The sequence below is a fragment of the Synechococcus sp. CC9902 genome, from assembly GCF_000012505.1.
Lineage (GTDB): Bacteria > Cyanobacteriota > Cyanobacteriia > PCC-6307 > Cyanobiaceae > Parasynechococcus.
Genome location: NC_007513.1, coordinates 1,552,908 through 1,569,128 on the forward strand (window position 1 = coordinate 1,552,908; position 16,221 = coordinate 1,569,128).

Below are 16,221 nucleotides of genomic sequence, written 5' to 3' on the forward strand. Positions count from 1 at the left end.
CCTAAAACCTAGAGGAGCGCTCCCCGCTGACAGCCCATCAACCGCCCAGACCAAGCCTCGGCATAGGCGCGGTTGGCAGCTTGTTGATCAGCATCGGTGGTATCGAGCGCATGGGGCATCGTTCCAGCAATCGCCCCGTTGGTGACACAGAACATCGACTTCTGGAAACTGACGCAGATTTGAACATGCACATCAACTTGGCCACGGCCGTGATCGTCGTACCAACGACCGAGTTCCTCCGGCAGATGCCGGAACATATCTTTCATGCAGAGACTGGGGGGAATACCAGCTCCCATGCTGGGAATCGGATCGGCGTATAGAGCGCCGTACTTGAAATCACTGATGTCTGGTGAAATCTGACGTGCCTGGGCGTTGTAAGACACGGTGCCGAGGAACGGCATACCCCTAAAAAACACCGCTTCCACGTAAGGAACAGCGACATCCACCAAAAATGTGAGACCAGCTTCCGGGGGCAACACCCAGATTTTTTCTCCCGCCACATCCACCCCGTAGGTGATTGGGTTAGCGGCAGCAGCAACAAGCCCATCACGGATGTGATGCACCACATCGTTGACACAGGTGACTTCCTTGATCGCATAGCGACGAGCCAAATCAACGAAAAGATCACTCATCACACGCCAGAACAAGCCCAAGCAATAGATCGTGGTGAGAGAACGAATCGACTCCGGAGCAAACCCTGGATACAACTTGTTGGTGAGGGCCAGCAAAGGATCGCGCTGGGCTTTTCGCTGGATGATCCTCTGGCAAACATCCTGAAAAGGCTCACTATCGAGATAGGCATCAAGGCCCCCAGTGCCATGCCAGAACATCGCTTTTTGACAATATTCGGCGTACTCGAAATTAATCCGATCACCGAGAAGGTGATCCCAGAGCCGCTTTGGCGTTAACCCCTCGTGGAAAAAACGAAAAATGGGGAAAGGATTGAGCAACTGCTTCTCTCCTTGATCCACCAAGTTTTTGCTGTAAGCATCAAGAACGATTCCATAGGTCTCCAACACATTCACCACCTGAACGAGATGGTCTTGCGTATCCGCCAACAACGGGGAGTCAGACAACAGGCGCTGAATTAATTCCTCTTGATCGGGGAGAACAGGCGCTGTGATTGGTTTCACTGTTGTGGTCATGACAATCCTCCGCTGAGTTGACTCAATCCGGTTGTGGCGGCCTCGCTGAGGTTGGAGAGCAGCTCAGGAGCCAAACCAAGGGCCAGAACACCAAGGCTCAAGGCAATCGCTGGCACCTGCTCGCGCAGGGAAACCCGATCCAGAACGCGCGGATTGGCGACTTCGCCTGGAGCAATGGCCAAACGCCCAAAGAATGCGCGGTTCACCAACAACAGAAAATAAACAGCGGTTAAGCCAGATCCCACCATCGAGAGCAGGGTGGCAACAGGGAACGGTTGCAAACTGCCCCGGAAAATCAGGAATTCTGAGATAAAACCAGCCATACCAGGAATACCCGCACTCGCCATCACGCCAATGATCATGAGGGATCCCGTCAGCGGCAGGCCCCGTTCGGGGTTGAGGAGGCCCCGCAAAACATTGAGATCCCTCGTGCCCGTCCGGGCGTAAACCACACCCACCAAGAGAAACAACACGCCTGAAATCAAGCCATGACTAATCATCTGGAACAGCGCCCCCATCAATCCCAGGGGAGTCGCCGCTGCTGCTGCCAATAGGACGTATCCCATGTGGCCAACGGAGCTGTAAGCCACCATCCGTTTCATATCTGTTTGGGCAATGGCCGCCAGCGAGCCATACAGCACTGAAATGGCGGCCCAAGCAGCCAGCCAAGGGGCTGCCAACTGCCAAGCCTCTGGGAATAAACCCAAGCAAAAACGCAGCAGACCGTACGTTCCCAACTTCAACAGAACACCAGCCAAAAGCACGGAAACTGGTGTTGATGCCTCCGTGTGGGCATCGGGTAGCCAGGTGTGGAACGGGAACAGCGGAATTTTGATGCCGAAACCAATCAGCAGAGCTCCCATCAGCAAGAACTGAGCTTTCAATCCCAATTCACCGCTCAGGATTGGCCTCAGGCTGAAATCCATCGTTCCGGTGACGAAGGCAAGCCCCAGGAACGCGCCAAGAATCAACATTCCCGACACAGCCGTAACGATCAAAAACTTTGTTGCGGCATAGGAGCGATTCGCCCCTCCCCAAACAGCAATTAAGAGCCACAGCGGAATCAGCTCTAATTCATAGAAGAGGAAAAAGAGAAGCAGGTTTTGAGAGAGAAACGCTCCATTCACCGCACCACTGATCACCAGCAGGAGGGCGAAATAAATCCTCGGACGGTTGTCGATGGATCGGGACGCCACTGCTGCCACCAAACACAGCACGGCATTCATCAGCACCAGTGGCAGCGACAAACCATCCACTGCCAAGGCGTAATCAAGGCCAATGGAATGCACCCAGCGAGCCTGCTCGACCAGTTGCAGGGCTGCATCGGTGGGGTCGAAAGGAAGCAACAGGGCAAAACTGGCAACGCATTGCACCACCAAAATCACAATCGCGCCGATCCGAATCCGCTCACTGCTTTGGGTCGTTGGCCAAAGCAGTAAACCGAGAGCCCCAGAGAACGGGATCAGAAGTAGGAGCGAGAGCAACATCAGATCAACTAAGTGAGGAACCAACTCACTGCTGTGAGAAAAAGAACAATGGCCACCAGAACCGTGAGCACATACGACTGGCTTTGACCGCTCACACTGAGCTTGAGCCCTTCTGCACTTTGCAAGGACAAACGAGCCACACCGTGAAGAACGCCGTCGACAACGTTGCGATCAAACCAAGCCGCAAGTCTGGAGAAACCAGCCACGACATTGACAATCGTGAGTCGATAAAAACGCTCGGTATAAAAGTCGTAGGCCAGTAGATCCTGAAACCAGCGGAGCACTGGATTCAACGACCGCGACCAAGCTTTGCTCAAGGGGATTAAGGCGCCTGCCAGCAGGCCAATCAAGCCACTGCCAACAACCAGTCCTGCCGCCCACAAAGGAAAAGCCAGCAAACCATCGAGGGATTCAAGGCGCACCAGAAGAACAGGCGTGAGAAGAACCACGACACATAAGGCGACCATCGGCAGCGCCATTTGCCAGTTCACCTCGGCGGCTCGACGGGATTTGATCAAAGCATCACCCAAGAACACATGCCGGAAGACGCGAACCAAACCCAAGGCCGTCAGCGCATTGGTGATCAGGAACACCGCCATAAACGGAATTGAGCGGACGCTTAACAACTCGATCGACTGAGCAAAAGCGAGAAAACCTCCCAGCGGCAGGAACGCGACTAAACCAGCCCCGCCGATGATGAACGACGTGGTGGTGGCAGGCATCCGGCTGCCTAAGCCCCCCAGTTCGGTGATGTCTTGGCAGTTCGTCGATGCAATCACCCCTCCGATGCTCATCGAGAGCAAAGCTTTCGAGACGGCATGGGAGAACAACAACAGCAGAGCCAACACTGGAATTTGCAAAGCGATGGCGATAAAAACCAAGCCCAGGTGTGCCGTTGTGGAATACGACATGGTTCGCTTGATATCCACCTGAGCCAAGGCCACCAAAGAGCCGCCAATCGCACTGATGCTTCCGATCACTAAAAGCACCGTCAATGCCACCGGTGAGTGCTGAAGGATGGGCATCACCTTGAGCAAAACGATGGCTCCACAGGTGACCACCACCGAATTTCTCAAAATTGAAGCGGGATTCGGCCCCTCCATGGCTTCATCTAGCCAAAGATGCATCGGGAACTGAGCGCACTTTCCGGTTGGCCCTGCGATTAAACCAAGGCCCAAAAGCGTTGCGGCAAGGGGTGACAGGGAATCAGTGGCAGCCCATGCATACAGGTCATTGAATCCCATGCCTCCAGCAAAACTGCATAGAGCCACTACGCCCATGAGCAGCAGCACATCTCCCACACGTTTGGTGAGAAAGGCATCCCGCGCGGCAGTGATCACCAGAGGCTGGGCATACCAAAAACCGACTAATAGATAAGTGGAGAGGGTGAGCATTTCCAAGAGGAAATAGCTCTGAAAGAGTGAGTCGCTCAGCACCACACCACTCATCGCTCCCTCAAAGAAGCCAAGCAAGGCAAAGAAACGAGCCAAAGCCCATTCCTTATCCATATATCCAAGCGAATACACCTGGGAAAACAGGCTCAACCCTGTGATCAGCTCGAGGGCGACAAGGTTGGTCAGCGACAAACTGAAACTGATGTCGAGCTCCAAATCCGCAACGGTGAGCCAGGGATAGGAGAGATCAACGGGTCCGGACTGAAACACCTCTTGGAGAATCACGCTGCCATGCACGAAGGCCAGCAGCGTGAGCAAGATGTTGAGATAGGCCGCTGGCCGATGGGCCACACGACGGAACAAGCCAGCTGCCCAGGGCAGGGAAACAAGCATCCCGACGAATCCGTACAACGGAATCAACCAGGCGGTTAGCAGAGAGAACGAAAGCTCCTGATTCAAAACGGCAAGCGGGATCGCAATCGGGCAGGTCGTTGATCGGGCCGAGAATCTAGGCGTGAAAAGGCCAATTGGGGGCCTCTGGTTGAACCACTTTCATCGGCGATTTGTGGTTTCAACTGCGACGGATCGCTCCTGTGCCAACGAGAGCTGGCTCAACACCATCATTGGGGCGGGCAATGATGTGGGCAGCCACGAGGCCATCGCCGACACGCTCGCAGGCGTCGGCACCGGCACGCACTGCAGCGTTCACTGCACCGGTCTCACCACGCACCATCACCGTCACATATCCACCACCGACATATTCACGGCAAACCAAGCTCACTTCCGCAGCTTTGGTCATTGCATCAGCGGCTTCAATCGCTGGAACCATGCCGCGAGTTTCAATCATGCCAAGGGCAACTCCACCGACACGGGCGTTCGAGCCTGCACCGGATGGGGCCAAGCCACCACCCCTCGGAGGCGTTTTTGCTATTGATTTCGAGGCAGGGCTCGACGACTTCTGAGCGGCCTGAGCGGTCTTCCCCTTGTCAGTCGCGCCTGCGCTTGCTGCAGCCGTGGTCGCAGCAACCGGCTTCACATCAACTGTCTTGTTAGCAGCAGTACTGCGACGACGCGGTGTGGAGGAAGGAGTAGCCATAGCTGGTAAAAATTGGATGCAGAACGGAGGCGGAGGAGAGGAGGGACAATCCCTATCCGTCCGGCGTCCAGTGATCGATGATCCCGCCGATGGTGAGATCGGTAAGCACGGTGTTATCTGGGCAGGCATGCCGCGCAGCCGAACCGCTAGCGGTGAAAACCCAGTTGCCCTTTCTGGCGCCTACAGGATCAACAGCAACCAGTTTCTTGCCCTTGTTATTCACAAGAATGCGCAAATGCATGTGATCCAAACCGGCAACGCGGAAGGTGCAGATCAACGTGTCGGATACCTGCATGATCTCCATCAGCCTGCTGAGCCTCCTGACGATTTGGTGGAGGGAGAAGAACTGGGTGAGGGCGACGCTGTTTTAGGCGGATCCGGTTCCCAATGATCGATGATCCCGACAATCGTGAGATCGCTGGGATACGACTTACTTCCAGCCGCTTCTCGAGCAGCTGAACTACTCACACAAATCACCCAGTCGCCTGGCTTGGCACCAACAGCGTCTACGGCGACTTTTTTGGTGCTGCCATCAAGCACAACCTGCAAATGCTTGTGCTCGAAATCTGGAATGCGATTGGTAGAGACCAGTGGCTTAACGACCTTGACGATGAGCATGATCAGTGAGCCTCCTGAATCTGGGGGTCGAGCGTTGAGCCGATAATCTCGGCCGTTGTTGCTTGATGCCGGTCACGAACGGTCAAGCACGTGTGCAGCAAACCGTCTTTGACCAAATCGGAATAACGATCTGCGATGGCTTGATTCACGCGCCAACAATCGGCAATGGCGCGATCGCGAGCACCGGGAACACGCCCCGAATAATCGAAGCGAACCAGCACAGGGATCGGTAAATCTCGAGACACATTGAGTCCTCGAAAAATTTTGACGCCCACATCGAGATCAGGGGCTCCTTCCTCGACGGTGTCGAGGTGGGCGAAATAGGTGAGATTTCGAAGATGCACTTCTTTAAAACCAATGCCCACACCAATAAAACGCTCGGCATGTCCGGCATCGGGATAGGGCGCTCCATGCAGATCCTGCACGTAATCAATCTGTGAGCAGTTGTTGGCCAATAAACGGGTCATGAACGTAACCATGCCGGGCTCCATCGGACCTGGAGCAGCAGATTCCAAAGCCTCGGCCAACTGGGCCATCGCCTGATCCGGAGACATCCCAGCGGTTGCGTCATGGAGCTCGCGAGCACAAACCCACTGATCAAGAACCATTTCGCTGTCGCGATTCGGTGGATGAACGCGAATCGCATCGGTATCGGTATCAAGGCCGATCAGGAGGAGATCAACGGAGGCACCACAACAAAAGCTGTTTTCAACGGCTTCTCGAAAATCCAAGAGGCGCTGTAGACCGGCCGATGCCGCCAATGCATCGTTGCTGCTGTGGGCTGCGCAGCCTTGATGATGGGGATCAAGAGAGCTGAAGTGATACGTGACCACCTTCAGATAGCGAGTTGGTTCCGTGGATGGATTGGGCTTGCCCTCTCGATGACGGCGATGTTCTGTTTTCACCCAGCGGTTCACCGTGTTCTCTACGTCGAACATCGCTCCAGCGTGAGAGCGGCGGCGTACAGCGCTAAACGGAATCCGCAACGCATAGGCCACGGTGTGAGCCAAGCGGCCATCGGAACAGGGCGTCACATCCAAAAGATGGATGCCGCAATCGAGCAAAAACTGTTCAAATTCTTGGGCAGCAGCACTCCCCTCAGCGCCCTGCAACGGGTCGTCCTGAAAAAAGCGATCACTAAACAAGCGGTGGCTTTCAAACACACACCAGGCAAATAAGCCGCGCATGTCGAGGGGACGCACCCATGCCCGTTCCAGGATGTGGCTAGGCAAATCAAATCCCAGCTCAGCCCGACTCAAGCGCTGTGCTTGGACCAGGAAGTCGGACTCATGCTGGAGAGCAGAGACCTGCTGGAGCAGGGGAACAATGCGATCAAAGCGACCCTTCACATCCAGCTCATACGAACGAAGACGTTCGTTCGCAACCTGATTGGTGAGGGGGTGTTGACGAGAATTGAGAGGCAGGGAGGAACGACTGAGGTTGAACGGCACCGAGCGCGATGGTGCCTGATCCCGTCTCACCCATCCCGGTTGCTGGGGCGTCGGACGACGCTTGTCGCGTCCAGTGCGAGTACGGCCAGCCCCAAGGGAACCTTGCACCACAACCGCAGCTTTACCAGCCGTCGTCAAAGCACGGCGTCGTTCGAGGGCGACACTGCGAGCTGAACCGGTTGAACTGTTCGAGGCCGGGGAGCGATCCGTTTGATCGGAACGCTCTTGCTGCAACTGACGTCGACTCGGAGCCGTGGGGGCCTGAGCTCGCCCGCTGCGGGAAGGCATAGAGCGAACCATCAGCAGATCAGCCCCTGGCTCCGCCGGAAAGGGTGATCAAAGAGCCTTTGTCGGTGCTGCCACTGGAGCCCGTCACACGACTCATCGGCCACTCGATTTCCTCATTCCGCTTGTTGTCCTTAGGCGCCATGGCACTCATGGGACCAGGACGGGTGGGGTTGCGGCGACGGGCCGAAACGCCTTCTGTACCGGTGACGTGCTCTCCACGATCCCAGTCATCACCAGTCACTTTGGTGGACGAGCCTTCACCAGTTACCCGGGACACAGGCTTGGCAGGTTCTTTGTCGGCCTGGGGAGACATAACCGTGGGTTGAAACTGGCGGGTTTGTTGCTGACGGGTTTGGAACTCACGGTTGTCAAAGCGAAATTGCTCTGTACCGGTCACTTTTCCGCCAGCCAGGTCAAAAGGGCCAGTAATCCGTTGGCCGTCCTCATAAGACGTACCGGTGACAGAAGACGTTGCATCCTTCTGCTGTTGAGCGGCCCGAGCGGGTGACACCACGCTGAAGCTTGTCCATGGAGATCCGCTTTCAGGCTGTCCATGACTATCGGCTCCAGCCGGAGCATCGGCTCCGCATGCCGCGGCCAGCTGATCACCACCGATGTACGGCGTACCAGAAATCACTTCGCAAGCACCGCGCTCTGCACCCGTCATCACACCACCGATTCCGGGCTGAAGCCCAGTCATGGGAGCCGCTGGCGTACCAGGACGAGACGGCGTGCGTTCACGAATCGCTTGAACCGCAGGGGTGCCGCAGTACTGACCGGCTTGCTCAAGACCTGCGTAGGGGGTTCCCGTCACGGCTTTGCACGTGCCGGGTTCGTCCCCAGTGACGCGCTCCGAACGGCCGGTTTGGGTTCCACTCACCACCAGATTGCGGTTGGTGACGCTGAAGCCCACTTTGGAAGCTTGTGCTTCTGGTTTGGCACCACAGAACGTAGAGAACTGTTCAGAACTCAAGTACTGATTGCCAGTGACGCGGTGGCAAGACCCGAACTCATCACCGGTGACTGCCGATGAACGGCCGACAAGAGTGCCAGTAACACCAGTTCCAGAGAGAGTTTCAGACAAACCAACCTTGGTGGCTGGGCGTCCTTCAGGCAAAGGATCAGATCCAAGATATTGATCACCCGTCAGGCTGCGGTTTGCACCGGCCTCATTGCCCGTGACATTGGAAGACTGGCCGACCATGACGCCACTAATGCGTCTGCCCTGTTGGCTTTGGCTATGTCCAACCTTGCGAGGGGAAGGAGTCGAACCGCCGCAATAGGCAGCGGATTGATTCGCCGAGATGTATTCGGTACCGGTCACGTTCTTACAGGTACCGGGCTCATCGCCCGTCACTTTCTCGGAGCGACCCACTTCATTACCGGTGACCCGGTTGCCATGGGTTGTGGCAGAGACACGAACCTTCGCTGGTGTTGTCTTTTCAGGTGCGGATTGACAGAAGGTTTGGAAGACTTCAGCACCGAGGTACTCAGTACCAGTGATCGAACGGCAAGTGCTGGCTTCGTTCCCGGTGGTCTTCACCGAGCGATTGGCTTGGGTACCGGTGACAACTTGTCCAGCGGAAGTCTCACTTTCACCCACTTTCCAATGGGCATCGGCAGCCTGCTTGGCGCCATGACGATTGGGGCCAGATGGACGCGTGATCCCGGCGCTTTGTTTCGTACGAGAACCAGACTTGGCACGCAGTTCACGAACCTGTTGCGCGAGTTCACGGCTGGTGAGGTCTGGATTGGCCTGGCGGGCCACTGCTGCAGCACTCGTGGGCTGTTTGCCAGCGGTTTTTCCATGCTTCGACATGGCATCACGACGCGCCAAAACCAAAGCGCGACTGGGATTTTCAATCGCACGACGCTTTGGAGTGGCTTGGCGCCTCTCGCTGGAGCGTCCACTCAACTGAACGGTGGCCGCAGCACGGGATGGAGCTGCAGATGACTCAGTGGCTGCTGCTGAAGCAACAACTACTGAAGCAACAACTGGAGTCTGACGAGCGACGTCGGCACGATTCCGATCACTGGTCTTGTCGGCGGTTTTCCCTCGACGTGAAAGTGCTTCTCGACGGGCAAGCACCAATTCACGACTGGGTTGGCTTACCGGCTTAACCCGGGAACGCGGAGCTGACGATGCGGTCAATGTCTGCGGGCGTCGCGGAGCTACAGCGACGGCAGGTGTCGACACTTCAACAGCGGCATCCGATGCATTGGCATTGGTGCGAGTTGAACGGGCATCGGCCGCTATGCGAACACGACCCGAACCGGAGGCAACCGAAGCCTTCTTCCCGGAGGTAGTGAGGGCCTTACGGCGCTCAAGTGCTAATTCGCGACTGGAAAGTCTGGCCATGTCCGCCCGAGAGTGTCGTCAATAAGTGAAGGGAGTCTTTCCCTTCGAAAAGTCTTGAGCCCTGATCAAAAAGATCAGGGCTCGTTGATGAAGTGATCGAAAGATCAGCGTCCTTCAAACACCACGAAGCAGGAGCCTTGGCCCTGGGTGTAGGCGTCGTAACCAACGATGCGTACGTGATGGTCGGGGTATGCGCGGTGGCAAGCCTCGAGCTCACTTACAACAACGTTCAAGTCCTTCTCGCCAAAGAAGGGAAGCTTCCAATAAGACCAATAAGTGGCCATGGAATTGGAGGGGTGGACGTGCTCTACGAGCGGGCTCCAACCCTGGGCAATGATGTACGCGATCTGGTCATAGATCTCGTCCTGGGTCATCGGCGGAAGAAAGCCGAAGGTCTCCAGGGTGGCGACTGTTTGATAGTCACCCACGGTGCTCTGAAAAGGCATGGGGATCCTGGTTTAAGGAAAAGTGAGTGACCGGATATCCCAAAGACTTGGGTTGAATCCGGTCGGAGTTATGACAAAAGGCGGTGGTTGGACGACGTTGATGCCGTCCAACCTGCCGATCACTGGACGTCGAGCTTGTCGACGGTGTCGAACTCGAACTTGATCTCCTTCCAGGTCTCGAGAGCGATGGCCAGCTCGGGGCTGTGCTTGCCGGCTTCCATAAGGATGTCGCGGCTTTCTTTCTCGATCTCGCGACCGGCGTTACGTGCCTTGACGCAGGCCTCAAGGGCAACGCGGTTAGCAGCAGCACCAGCTGCGGAGCCCCAGGGGTGACCGTGGGTACCACCACCGAACTGCAGGACGGAATCGTCTCCGAAGATCGCCACCAGTGCGGGCATGTGCCACACGTGGATACCACCGGAAGCAACGGCGAACACACCGGGCATGGAACCCCAGTCCTGATCGAAGAAGTTGCCGCGGCTGCGGTCTTCAGGAACGAAGGATTCACGCAGTTGGTCGATGTAGCCGAGGGTGGTCTGACGATCACCCTCCAACTTGCCGACCACGGTGCCGGTGTGAAGCTGGTCACCACCGGAGAGACGCAGGCACTTCGCGAGAACGCGGAAGTGAATGCCGTGCTTGGGATGACGGTCAATCACAGCGTGCATGGCACGGTGAATGTGCAGCAGCATGCCGTTCGCACGACACCACTTCGACAGACCGGTGTTGGCGGTAAAGCCACCGGTGATGAAGTCGTGCATGATGATCGGCTGATTGAGTTCTTTAGCGAACTCAGCGCGCTCATACATCTCTTCGGGAGTGTTGGCGGTCACGTTGAGGTAGTGACCCTTGCGCTCACCGGTCTCCTGTTCGGCCAGCTTGATGGCTTCCGCAACGAATTCGAAGCGGTTCTGCCAACGCTGGAACGGCTGGGAGTTGATGTTCTCGTCGTCCTTGGTGAAGTCCAGACCGCCACGCAGGCACTCATAGACAACACGGCCATAGTTCTTGCCGCTCAAGCCAAGTTTTGGCTTGATGGTGCAACCCAACAGTGGACGGCCGTACTTGTTCATACGGTCACGCTCAACGGCAATGCCGTTTGGTGGGCCTGCGCAGCACTTGATGAATGCAATCGGGAAGCGAATGTCTTCCAGACGCAGGTGGCGCAAAGCTTTGAAGCCGAACACGTTGCCGACCAATGAGGTCAGAACGTTGGTGATCGAACCCTCTTCGAACAGGTCGAGGGGGTAAGCGATGAAGGCATAGAACGCCTCCTTGTCACCAGGAACGTCTTCGATGCGATAGCAACGGCCCTTGTAGAAGTCGAGGTCGGTGAGGAGCTCGGACCACACAGTGGACCAGGTGCCGGTTGAGGATTCAGCAGCCACAGCAGCGGCAACTTCTTCCTTGGGAACACCTTCTTGGCCGGTGCACTTGAAGCAGGCCAGGAGGTCGGTGTCTAGGGGAACGTAATCAGGAGTCCAGTAAGTGTCCCTGTACTCCTTGACCCCAGCGTCGTACTTCTTGCTCATTGGAAATTTCCGTTAATCGGTGAAGAGGGGGGTGAGACGTGATGGCCTCAATTGAGGCTCAGCTAGGTCTCAGTCCTTTTGACCAAGGAAATTGCCATTGCCCAATGCAGGCTCCACTTCGCGGTGGGGGCGAGCAATGATGTGAGCAGCAACCAGGCCGTCGCCCACACGCTCGCAAGCATCTGCACCTGCACGCACTGCAGCGTTAACAGCGCCGGTTTCACCGCGGACCAAAACGGTCACATAACCACCGCCGACGAACTCACGACCAATAAGACGCACTTCGGCGGCTTTGGTCATCGCATCAGCGGCTTCAATTGCGGGAACCAGGCCGCGAGTCTCGATCATGCCGAGAGCGATACCCATGGTTTCGTTAGCCATTGCCTACCGGAAAGAGGTTTGGAATGTTCGCTCGGGACATTGCTCTGCCAAGACCCTCGCCGTCAAGCGTTTCCAGAGTCGATCTCGATCACTGTCCATACTGAACTTAATAAGCTTTGCTTATCAGCCTGTCCCTGACTGTTCCGAACTGCTGTGGGGAGTCATGTATGGACTTCCGCATAGTTCGTTGCCGACGTCTTTGTAACGCCATAGCTTTACAAATCGCAGTATTTCTTGGTGCTTTAAGCGGCCTGGAATTTCGGGTCTTTTTCACCGCTGCAACCAACGCGATAATCGTTCTCAGCTCTCCTAAGCACAGAATGGGTGCCTCATCCCTGGGTCACCCTTGAGCCAGCTTTTGACCATCGCCAGCGGCAACCCCAGCAAGGTCGCAGAGATCGAAGCCATGCTCGGCCCTCTACCACTTGTTGTTCAACGCCAACCCGACGATTTGGACGTTGAGGAAACAGGGGACACCTATGGAGACAACGCCAACCTGAAAGCCACCGCCGCGGCCCTACGAACCAAAGGGTGGGCCATCGCCGACGATTCCGGCCTAGAGGTGGATGCGCTTCAGGGGGCTCCAGGCCTCTACTCAGCCCGCTACGCAACTGGCGATCAAGCCAAAGTTCAACGAATCCTCGATGAATTAGGCAACACTCCTTACCGAAGCGCCTGCTTCAGAAGCACGATGGTGCTCAGCGATCCAACGGGCAACTGCGTCGCAGCCGCGGAAGGGGTGTGCTGGGGAGAGATTCTTAAAGCACCTGCCTATCTCAATGGCGGGTACGAGTCGTTGCTTTGGGTGCGCGAAGCCGGCTGCACCTATGGCCAACTCAATGAATCACAACTCAGTCGACTGGGAAGCCGAGGCAAAGCAGCTCGCGCTTTGGCAACACACCTAAAACAATTTTTGAAGCTTCACTGAGGAACTCAGCGATATGACGCGTTGCGGTTGACCATCTCAATAGCCCGCATGGCAGCAGCGGCCGCTTCCTCCACATCACCCTCACGACCAGCCAGGGTCAATCGCCCAAAGGCACCCACAGCCTTCACATCCACAAGAGTGATGTTCGATGATTTTTCAGCCTCGTTGGCTGCGATCAGCACGTAACCGGCAGGCTCTGTTTCGAGAATGAACATGCTCATGCCCGCCTCAATCATCGATCCGCGGCGGTTCTGACGATTGATCAAAACAGCGTGATCAGGCGTGATCGCACGGATCACCTCAGTCCAGCTCACCTCAGCCGGATTGCGCTGGGCAATCGTGCTGCCGATGGCTTCCAGAACCACATCCCCGGAATGCAGCACCGTGCTCTGATCACGGTGATAAAGGGCCATCGAGCCGAAAGCCCGTTCCACCACCATTTGGCCAAGCCGAACATTGCTGGCCTTCAGCGCAATATCAGTAACGCGGTGCACAGCCATCCCTGGTGACACCTCCATCCACAGGCACGCATCTCCGGGGATGGGAAGAAATCCCTGACTCACCGTTCCCATGTAGGCCGCCAGTTGCGGCTGAAGCGAGTCGATAAAAACGTAGGTGCGCAGCTCAATCGACTGAACCTGGCTGTTTTGGCGCAACAACCGTGGGGATTCCGAGTCGGTTGTGACGACGCAGCTGGCTCCACTAGCAGAGGCTTTCTGCACCTCTGTTCCAGTAACGAGCGAGCTACCACCAAGCCGCCGCTCCCGTTCCTCGAAGCTGGCGAATCGGGTCATCGGGGGAGTGTAACGGACGATTTATTACCAAAACCGGGCAGCCATGGATCATCCCTGCGGTCTTGCGTGTTGGAACGCAAGCGATACCGTCCGATTAATCGATCCTTTGACCTATGGCAACCGCGGATCAAACTCCTACCAATGCCCTTGGGCTCAATGCCGATCAGGCTCTGGGCATGGTGAGCTTCGGCTTGATGCAACGCCTGGCGCAAGATGGGCAAGTTGACTTGCCTTGGCTTGAAACAAACGTCAACAGCACCACAGAACGAGCCCGTCAGCTTCGTCAACGGCTCGAGCTGACCGCTCTCGCTATCGACACTGGCGCACCTCTAACCACGGCGGAAGTAACAATGCTGTTGGGAGCTCGACCCGGCACAGAACGCGTCGAACGCGGTGGGCTCGTTGCTCGACGTGTGAGCCGAAATGTATGGAATTTGAGCCGACTGAGCAGCTCAGATCGTTCCGAGAATGAGCGTTACGACGGCTTCAGGCGACGGCTCTGAACGAGATATTGCCCCTCTCAGACGCATCAAAGCTGCGGCCTTAAATTATCTCAAAACCAAGCAGGATTGTTGAGATAATTTAAGGTAGTCCGAGATATTTTTATAAGTTAAAAGCCAAATCAACCAAGCATTTTTATTTACCTCTTCACGACGATTAGCTCCTGCGACAGCCATATCTCATCACCAAAACAAGCTAATGACAACCTACTAACGGTTCAATTGATGAGCTAGTTACACCAATCACCGGTAATTCCAGGTGGATTGATGCGAAGTATCAGACCTTTTTTTGGTCCAAGACATCACCTAACCAAAGCCGGATTCGGCCGTTGAATCATTCATCAACTACTAGAGACCAGCTAAAAACCAGCGATCAAGGCTTCAACAATCGGATGCTTGTGTTCAATCCCAGTTAATCAATGGGACGTTTTGCCTGCCCCAGGCAACCGATCCCAAAGAGTTTGAGAATTATTCAGCTAAACAGCCTTTTCCTCAGCACATTGAGGTGAGTTTCTTCGATGGAGAGGCCGATGTCCGGCCCAACCCTGCTTAAGGAGAGTGGACCGCGGGAGGTGTTCTGCGGACTCACGTCGATTGTTTGGTTGCATCGGCGCATGCCAGATGCTTTTTTCCTAGTCGTTGGATCACGCACCTGTGCCCACCTGATCCAAAGTGCTGCGGGCGTGATGATTTTCGCCGAACCGCGCTTTGGCACTGCAATCCTGAATGAGCGGGATTTGGCCGGCCTCGCCGATGCGCAAGAGGAGCTGGATCGCGTCGCCAAAGAGCTGCTGCAACGCCGGCCCGAAATTCGAACGCTGTTCCTCGTGGGCTCCTGCCCAAGTGAAGTGATCAAGCTGGATCTCTCGCGAGCTGCGGAACGCCTGACCGACGAACTGCAGGGTCGAGTACGGGTCGTGAACTATTCGGGCAGCGGGATTGAAACCACGTTTACGCAAGGGGAAGACGGCGCACTTGCGGCTCTAATTCCGTTCCTTCCGTCATCTGATGAACGCCAACTCCTTCTAGTTGGAACGTTGGCTGACGCGGTGGAGGATCGGCTTGTTCATCTGTTCAACAAGCTCAACATCAACGCGATCAAGAGCTTGCCCCCAAGGCAATCCACAGACCTTCCCGCCGTTGGCCCTGGCACCACGGTGCTGCTGACGCAGCCGTATCTCACAACAACAGCTCGGCTGCTCAAAGATCGCGGTGCTCGTGTGCTGACCGCGCCCTTCCCCCTCGGTGCCGAGGGCAGTCGGCGGTGGATGGAAACAGCAGCACGAGATTTTGAGGTAGATGAGGCGCAAATCGACAGCGTTCTTTCTCCCTTGATGGAGCGCGCTCAGATTGCCTTGGCTCCCCATCGCGAAGTGTTGAAGGGGAAACGGATCTTTCTTTTACCTGAATCACAACTCGAACTTCCCCTTGCCCGCTTTCTTCAGCGGGAGTGCGGAATGGAACTCGTTGAGGTGGGTACGCCCTATCTCAATCGCGACCAAATGGCAGAAGAAATTGCCCTGCTACCGGAGGGGACACCGGTGATGGAGGGACAGCACGTGGAGCTGCAATTGGACCGGGTTCGCGACAGCAAGCCCGACCTGGTGGTTTGCGGCATGGGTCTCGCCAATCCCCTTGAAGCCGAGGGGATCGCCACCAAATGGTCGATCGAACTGGTGTTCAGCCCAATCCATGGCATCGATCAAGCCGGCGAGCTCGCCGAACTGTTCTCAAGGCCACTGCGGCGACATCAACTCCTCGCGCATTAACGCCGGCGAACACCGCATCGTTTCGCCTTTTTA

15 protein-coding genes are annotated in these 16,221 nt (G+C 56.1%); 3 read left to right on the forward strand and 12 right to left on the reverse strand.

Annotation, left to right across the window (positions count from 1 at the left end; genetic code table 11):
- Positions 1 to 8: 8 nt before the first annotated feature.
- The 11 genes from SYNCC9902_RS08110 to SYNCC9902_RS08160 all read right to left on the reverse strand — a co-directional run bounded on the left by SYNCC9902_RS08110 (position 9) and on the right by SYNCC9902_RS08160 (position 12,197).
- A complete protein-coding gene (locus SYNCC9902_RS08110) occupies positions 9 to 1,145 on the reverse strand; it encodes a CO2 hydration protein (RefSeq protein WP_011360379.1) in 1,137 nt (378 codons plus the stop codon).
- Positions 1,142 to 2,632 carry an NADH-quinone oxidoreductase subunit M gene (locus SYNCC9902_RS08115; protein WP_011360380.1) on the reverse strand — a complete coding sequence of 497 codons (1,491 nt, stop codon included), beginning with the start codon at positions 2,630 to 2,632 and terminating at the stop codon, positions 1,142 to 1,144. Before SYNCC9902_RS08115 ends, SYNCC9902_RS08110 begins: the two co-directional genes overlap by 4 nt.
- Positions 2,633 to 2,640: 8 nt before the next feature.
- Entirely contained in the window at positions 2,641 to 4,485 is a 1,845-nt protein-coding gene (locus SYNCC9902_RS08120; RefSeq protein WP_011360381.1) for an NAD(P)H-quinone oxidoreductase subunit F, read from the reverse strand.
- 112 nt (positions 4,486 to 4,597) lie between these two features.
- Entirely contained in the window at positions 4,598 to 5,122 is a 525-nt protein-coding gene (locus SYNCC9902_RS12985; RefSeq protein ID WP_011360382.1) for a BMC domain-containing protein, read from the reverse strand.
- A gap of 52 nt (positions 5,123 to 5,174) precedes the next feature.
- A complete protein-coding gene (locus SYNCC9902_RS08130; RefSeq protein WP_009789303.1) occupies positions 5,175 to 5,426 on the reverse strand; it encodes a carboxysome peptide B in 252 nt (83 codons plus the stop codon).
- Positions 5,426 to 5,740 carry a carboxysome peptide A gene (locus tag SYNCC9902_RS08135; RefSeq protein WP_011360383.1) on the reverse strand — a complete coding sequence of 105 codons (315 nt, stop codon included), beginning with the start codon at positions 5,738 to 5,740 and terminating at the stop codon, positions 5,426 to 5,428. Before SYNCC9902_RS08135 ends, SYNCC9902_RS08130 begins: the two co-directional genes overlap by 1 nt.
- A gap of 2 nt (positions 5,741 to 5,742) precedes the next feature.
- Positions 5,743 to 7,491: a carboxysome shell carbonic anhydrase gene (locus SYNCC9902_RS08140; protein WP_011360384.1), complete on the reverse strand. Its 1,749-nt coding sequence runs from the start codon at positions 7,489 to 7,491 to the stop codon at positions 5,743 to 5,745.
- Positions 7,492 to 7,498: 7 nt separating this feature from the next.
- Positions 7,499 to 9,838, reverse strand: a complete 2,340-nt coding sequence (locus SYNCC9902_RS08145) for a carboxysome assembly protein CsoS2 (RefSeq protein WP_011360385.1) — start codon at positions 9,836 to 9,838, stop codon at positions 7,499 to 7,501.
- Between the two features lie 104 nt (positions 9,839 to 9,942).
- The gene (locus SYNCC9902_RS08150; protein ID WP_006853347.1) at positions 9,943 to 10,284 is read right to left on the reverse strand and encodes a ribulose bisphosphate carboxylase small subunit; all 342 of its coding nucleotides are present in this window, start codon (positions 10,282 to 10,284) and stop codon (positions 9,943 to 9,945) included.
- A 119-nt stretch (positions 10,285 to 10,403) separates the two neighbouring features.
- Positions 10,404 to 11,816, reverse strand: a complete 1,413-nt coding sequence (locus SYNCC9902_RS08155; RefSeq protein WP_009789299.1) for a form I ribulose bisphosphate carboxylase large subunit — start codon at positions 11,814 to 11,816, stop codon at positions 10,404 to 10,406.
- Between the two features lie 69 nt (positions 11,817 to 11,885).
- Complete coding sequence (locus SYNCC9902_RS08160; RefSeq protein WP_006169870.1) at positions 11,886 to 12,197, reverse strand: BMC domain-containing protein; 312 nt, start codon at positions 12,195 to 12,197, stop codon at positions 11,886 to 11,888.
- 346 nt (positions 12,198 to 12,543) lie between these two features.
- Here SYNCC9902_RS08160 and SYNCC9902_RS08165 point away from each other — a divergent pair, with 346 nt between their 5' ends.
- The gene (locus SYNCC9902_RS08165; RefSeq protein WP_011360386.1) at positions 12,544 to 13,125 is read left to right on the forward strand and encodes a non-canonical purine NTP pyrophosphatase; all 582 of its coding nucleotides are present in this window, start codon (positions 12,544 to 12,546) and stop codon (positions 13,123 to 13,125) included.
- Between the two features lie 5 nt (positions 13,126 to 13,130).
- Here SYNCC9902_RS08165 and SYNCC9902_RS08170 read toward each other — a convergent pair whose 3' ends face one another.
- Positions 13,131 to 13,919 (reverse strand): BMC domain-containing protein, encoded by a 789-nt coding sequence (locus tag SYNCC9902_RS08170; RefSeq protein ID WP_011360387.1) that lies wholly within the window; start codon positions 13,917 to 13,919, stop codon positions 13,131 to 13,133.
- 113 nt (positions 13,920 to 14,032) lie between these two features.
- Here SYNCC9902_RS08170 and SYNCC9902_RS08175 point away from each other — a divergent pair, with 113 nt between their 5' ends.
- Together SYNCC9902_RS08175 and SYNCC9902_RS08180 are read left to right on the forward strand one after the other, a co-directional pair.
- On the forward strand, positions 14,033 to 14,422 hold the full coding sequence (locus SYNCC9902_RS08175; protein WP_011360388.1) for a hypothetical protein: 390 nt from the start codon (positions 14,033 to 14,035) through the stop codon (positions 14,420 to 14,422).
- A gap of 527 nt (positions 14,423 to 14,949) precedes the next feature.
- On the forward strand, positions 14,950 to 16,188 hold the full coding sequence (locus SYNCC9902_RS08180; RefSeq protein WP_037988787.1) for a ferredoxin:protochlorophyllide reductase (ATP-dependent) subunit N: 1,239 nt from the start codon (positions 14,950 to 14,952) through the stop codon (positions 16,186 to 16,188).
- Positions 16,189 to 16,221 lie beyond the last annotated feature (33 nt).

Excerpts from the sequence above, each read along its gene's own strand:
- SYNCC9902_RS08110 (WP_011360379.1), bottom strand. The coding sequence starts at position 1,145 with ATGACCACAACAGTGAAACCAATCACAGCGCCTGTTCTCCCCGATCAA.
- SYNCC9902_RS08115 (WP_011360380.1), bottom strand. The coding sequence starts at position 2,632 with ATGTTGCTCTCGCTCCTACTTCTGATCCCGTTCTCTGGGGCTCTCGGT.
- SYNCC9902_RS12985 (WP_011360382.1), bottom strand. The coding sequence starts at position 5,122 with ATGGCTACTCCTTCCTCCACACCGCGTCGTCGCAGTACTGCTGCTAAC.
- SYNCC9902_RS08130 (WP_009789303.1), bottom strand. The coding sequence starts at position 5,426 with ATGGAGATCATGCAGGTATCCGACACGTTGATCTGCACCTTCCGCGTT.
- SYNCC9902_RS08135 (WP_011360383.1), bottom strand. The coding sequence starts at position 5,740 with ATGCTCATCGTCAAGGTCGTTAAGCCACTGGTCTCTACCAATCGCATT.
- SYNCC9902_RS08140 (WP_011360384.1), bottom strand. The coding sequence starts at position 7,491 with ATGGTTCGCTCTATGCCTTCCCGCAGCGGGCGAGCTCAGGCCCCCACG.
- SYNCC9902_RS08145 (WP_011360385.1), bottom strand. The coding sequence starts at position 9,838 with ATGGCCAGACTTTCCAGTCGCGAATTAGCACTTGAGCGCCGTAAGGCC.
- SYNCC9902_RS08150 (WP_006853347.1), bottom strand. The coding sequence starts at position 10,284 with ATGCCTTTTCAGAGCACCGTGGGTGACTATCAAACAGTCGCCACCCTG.
- SYNCC9902_RS08155 (WP_009789299.1), bottom strand. The coding sequence starts at position 11,816 with ATGAGCAAGAAGTACGACGCTGGGGTCAAGGAGTACAGGGACACTTAC.
- SYNCC9902_RS08160 (WP_006169870.1), bottom strand. The coding sequence starts at position 12,197 with ATGGCTAACGAAACCATGGGTATCGCTCTCGGCATGATCGAGACTCGC.
- SYNCC9902_RS08170 (WP_011360387.1), bottom strand. The coding sequence starts at position 13,919 with ATGACCCGATTCGCCAGCTTCGAGGAACGGGAGCGGCGGCTTGGTGGT.
- SYNCC9902_RS08175 (WP_011360388.1), top strand. The coding sequence starts at position 14,033 with ATGGCAACCGCGGATCAAACTCCTACCAATGCCCTTGGGCTCAATGCC.
- SYNCC9902_RS08180 (WP_037988787.1), top strand. The coding sequence starts at position 14,950 with ATGTCCGGCCCAACCCTGCTTAAGGAGAGTGGACCGCGGGAGGTGTTC.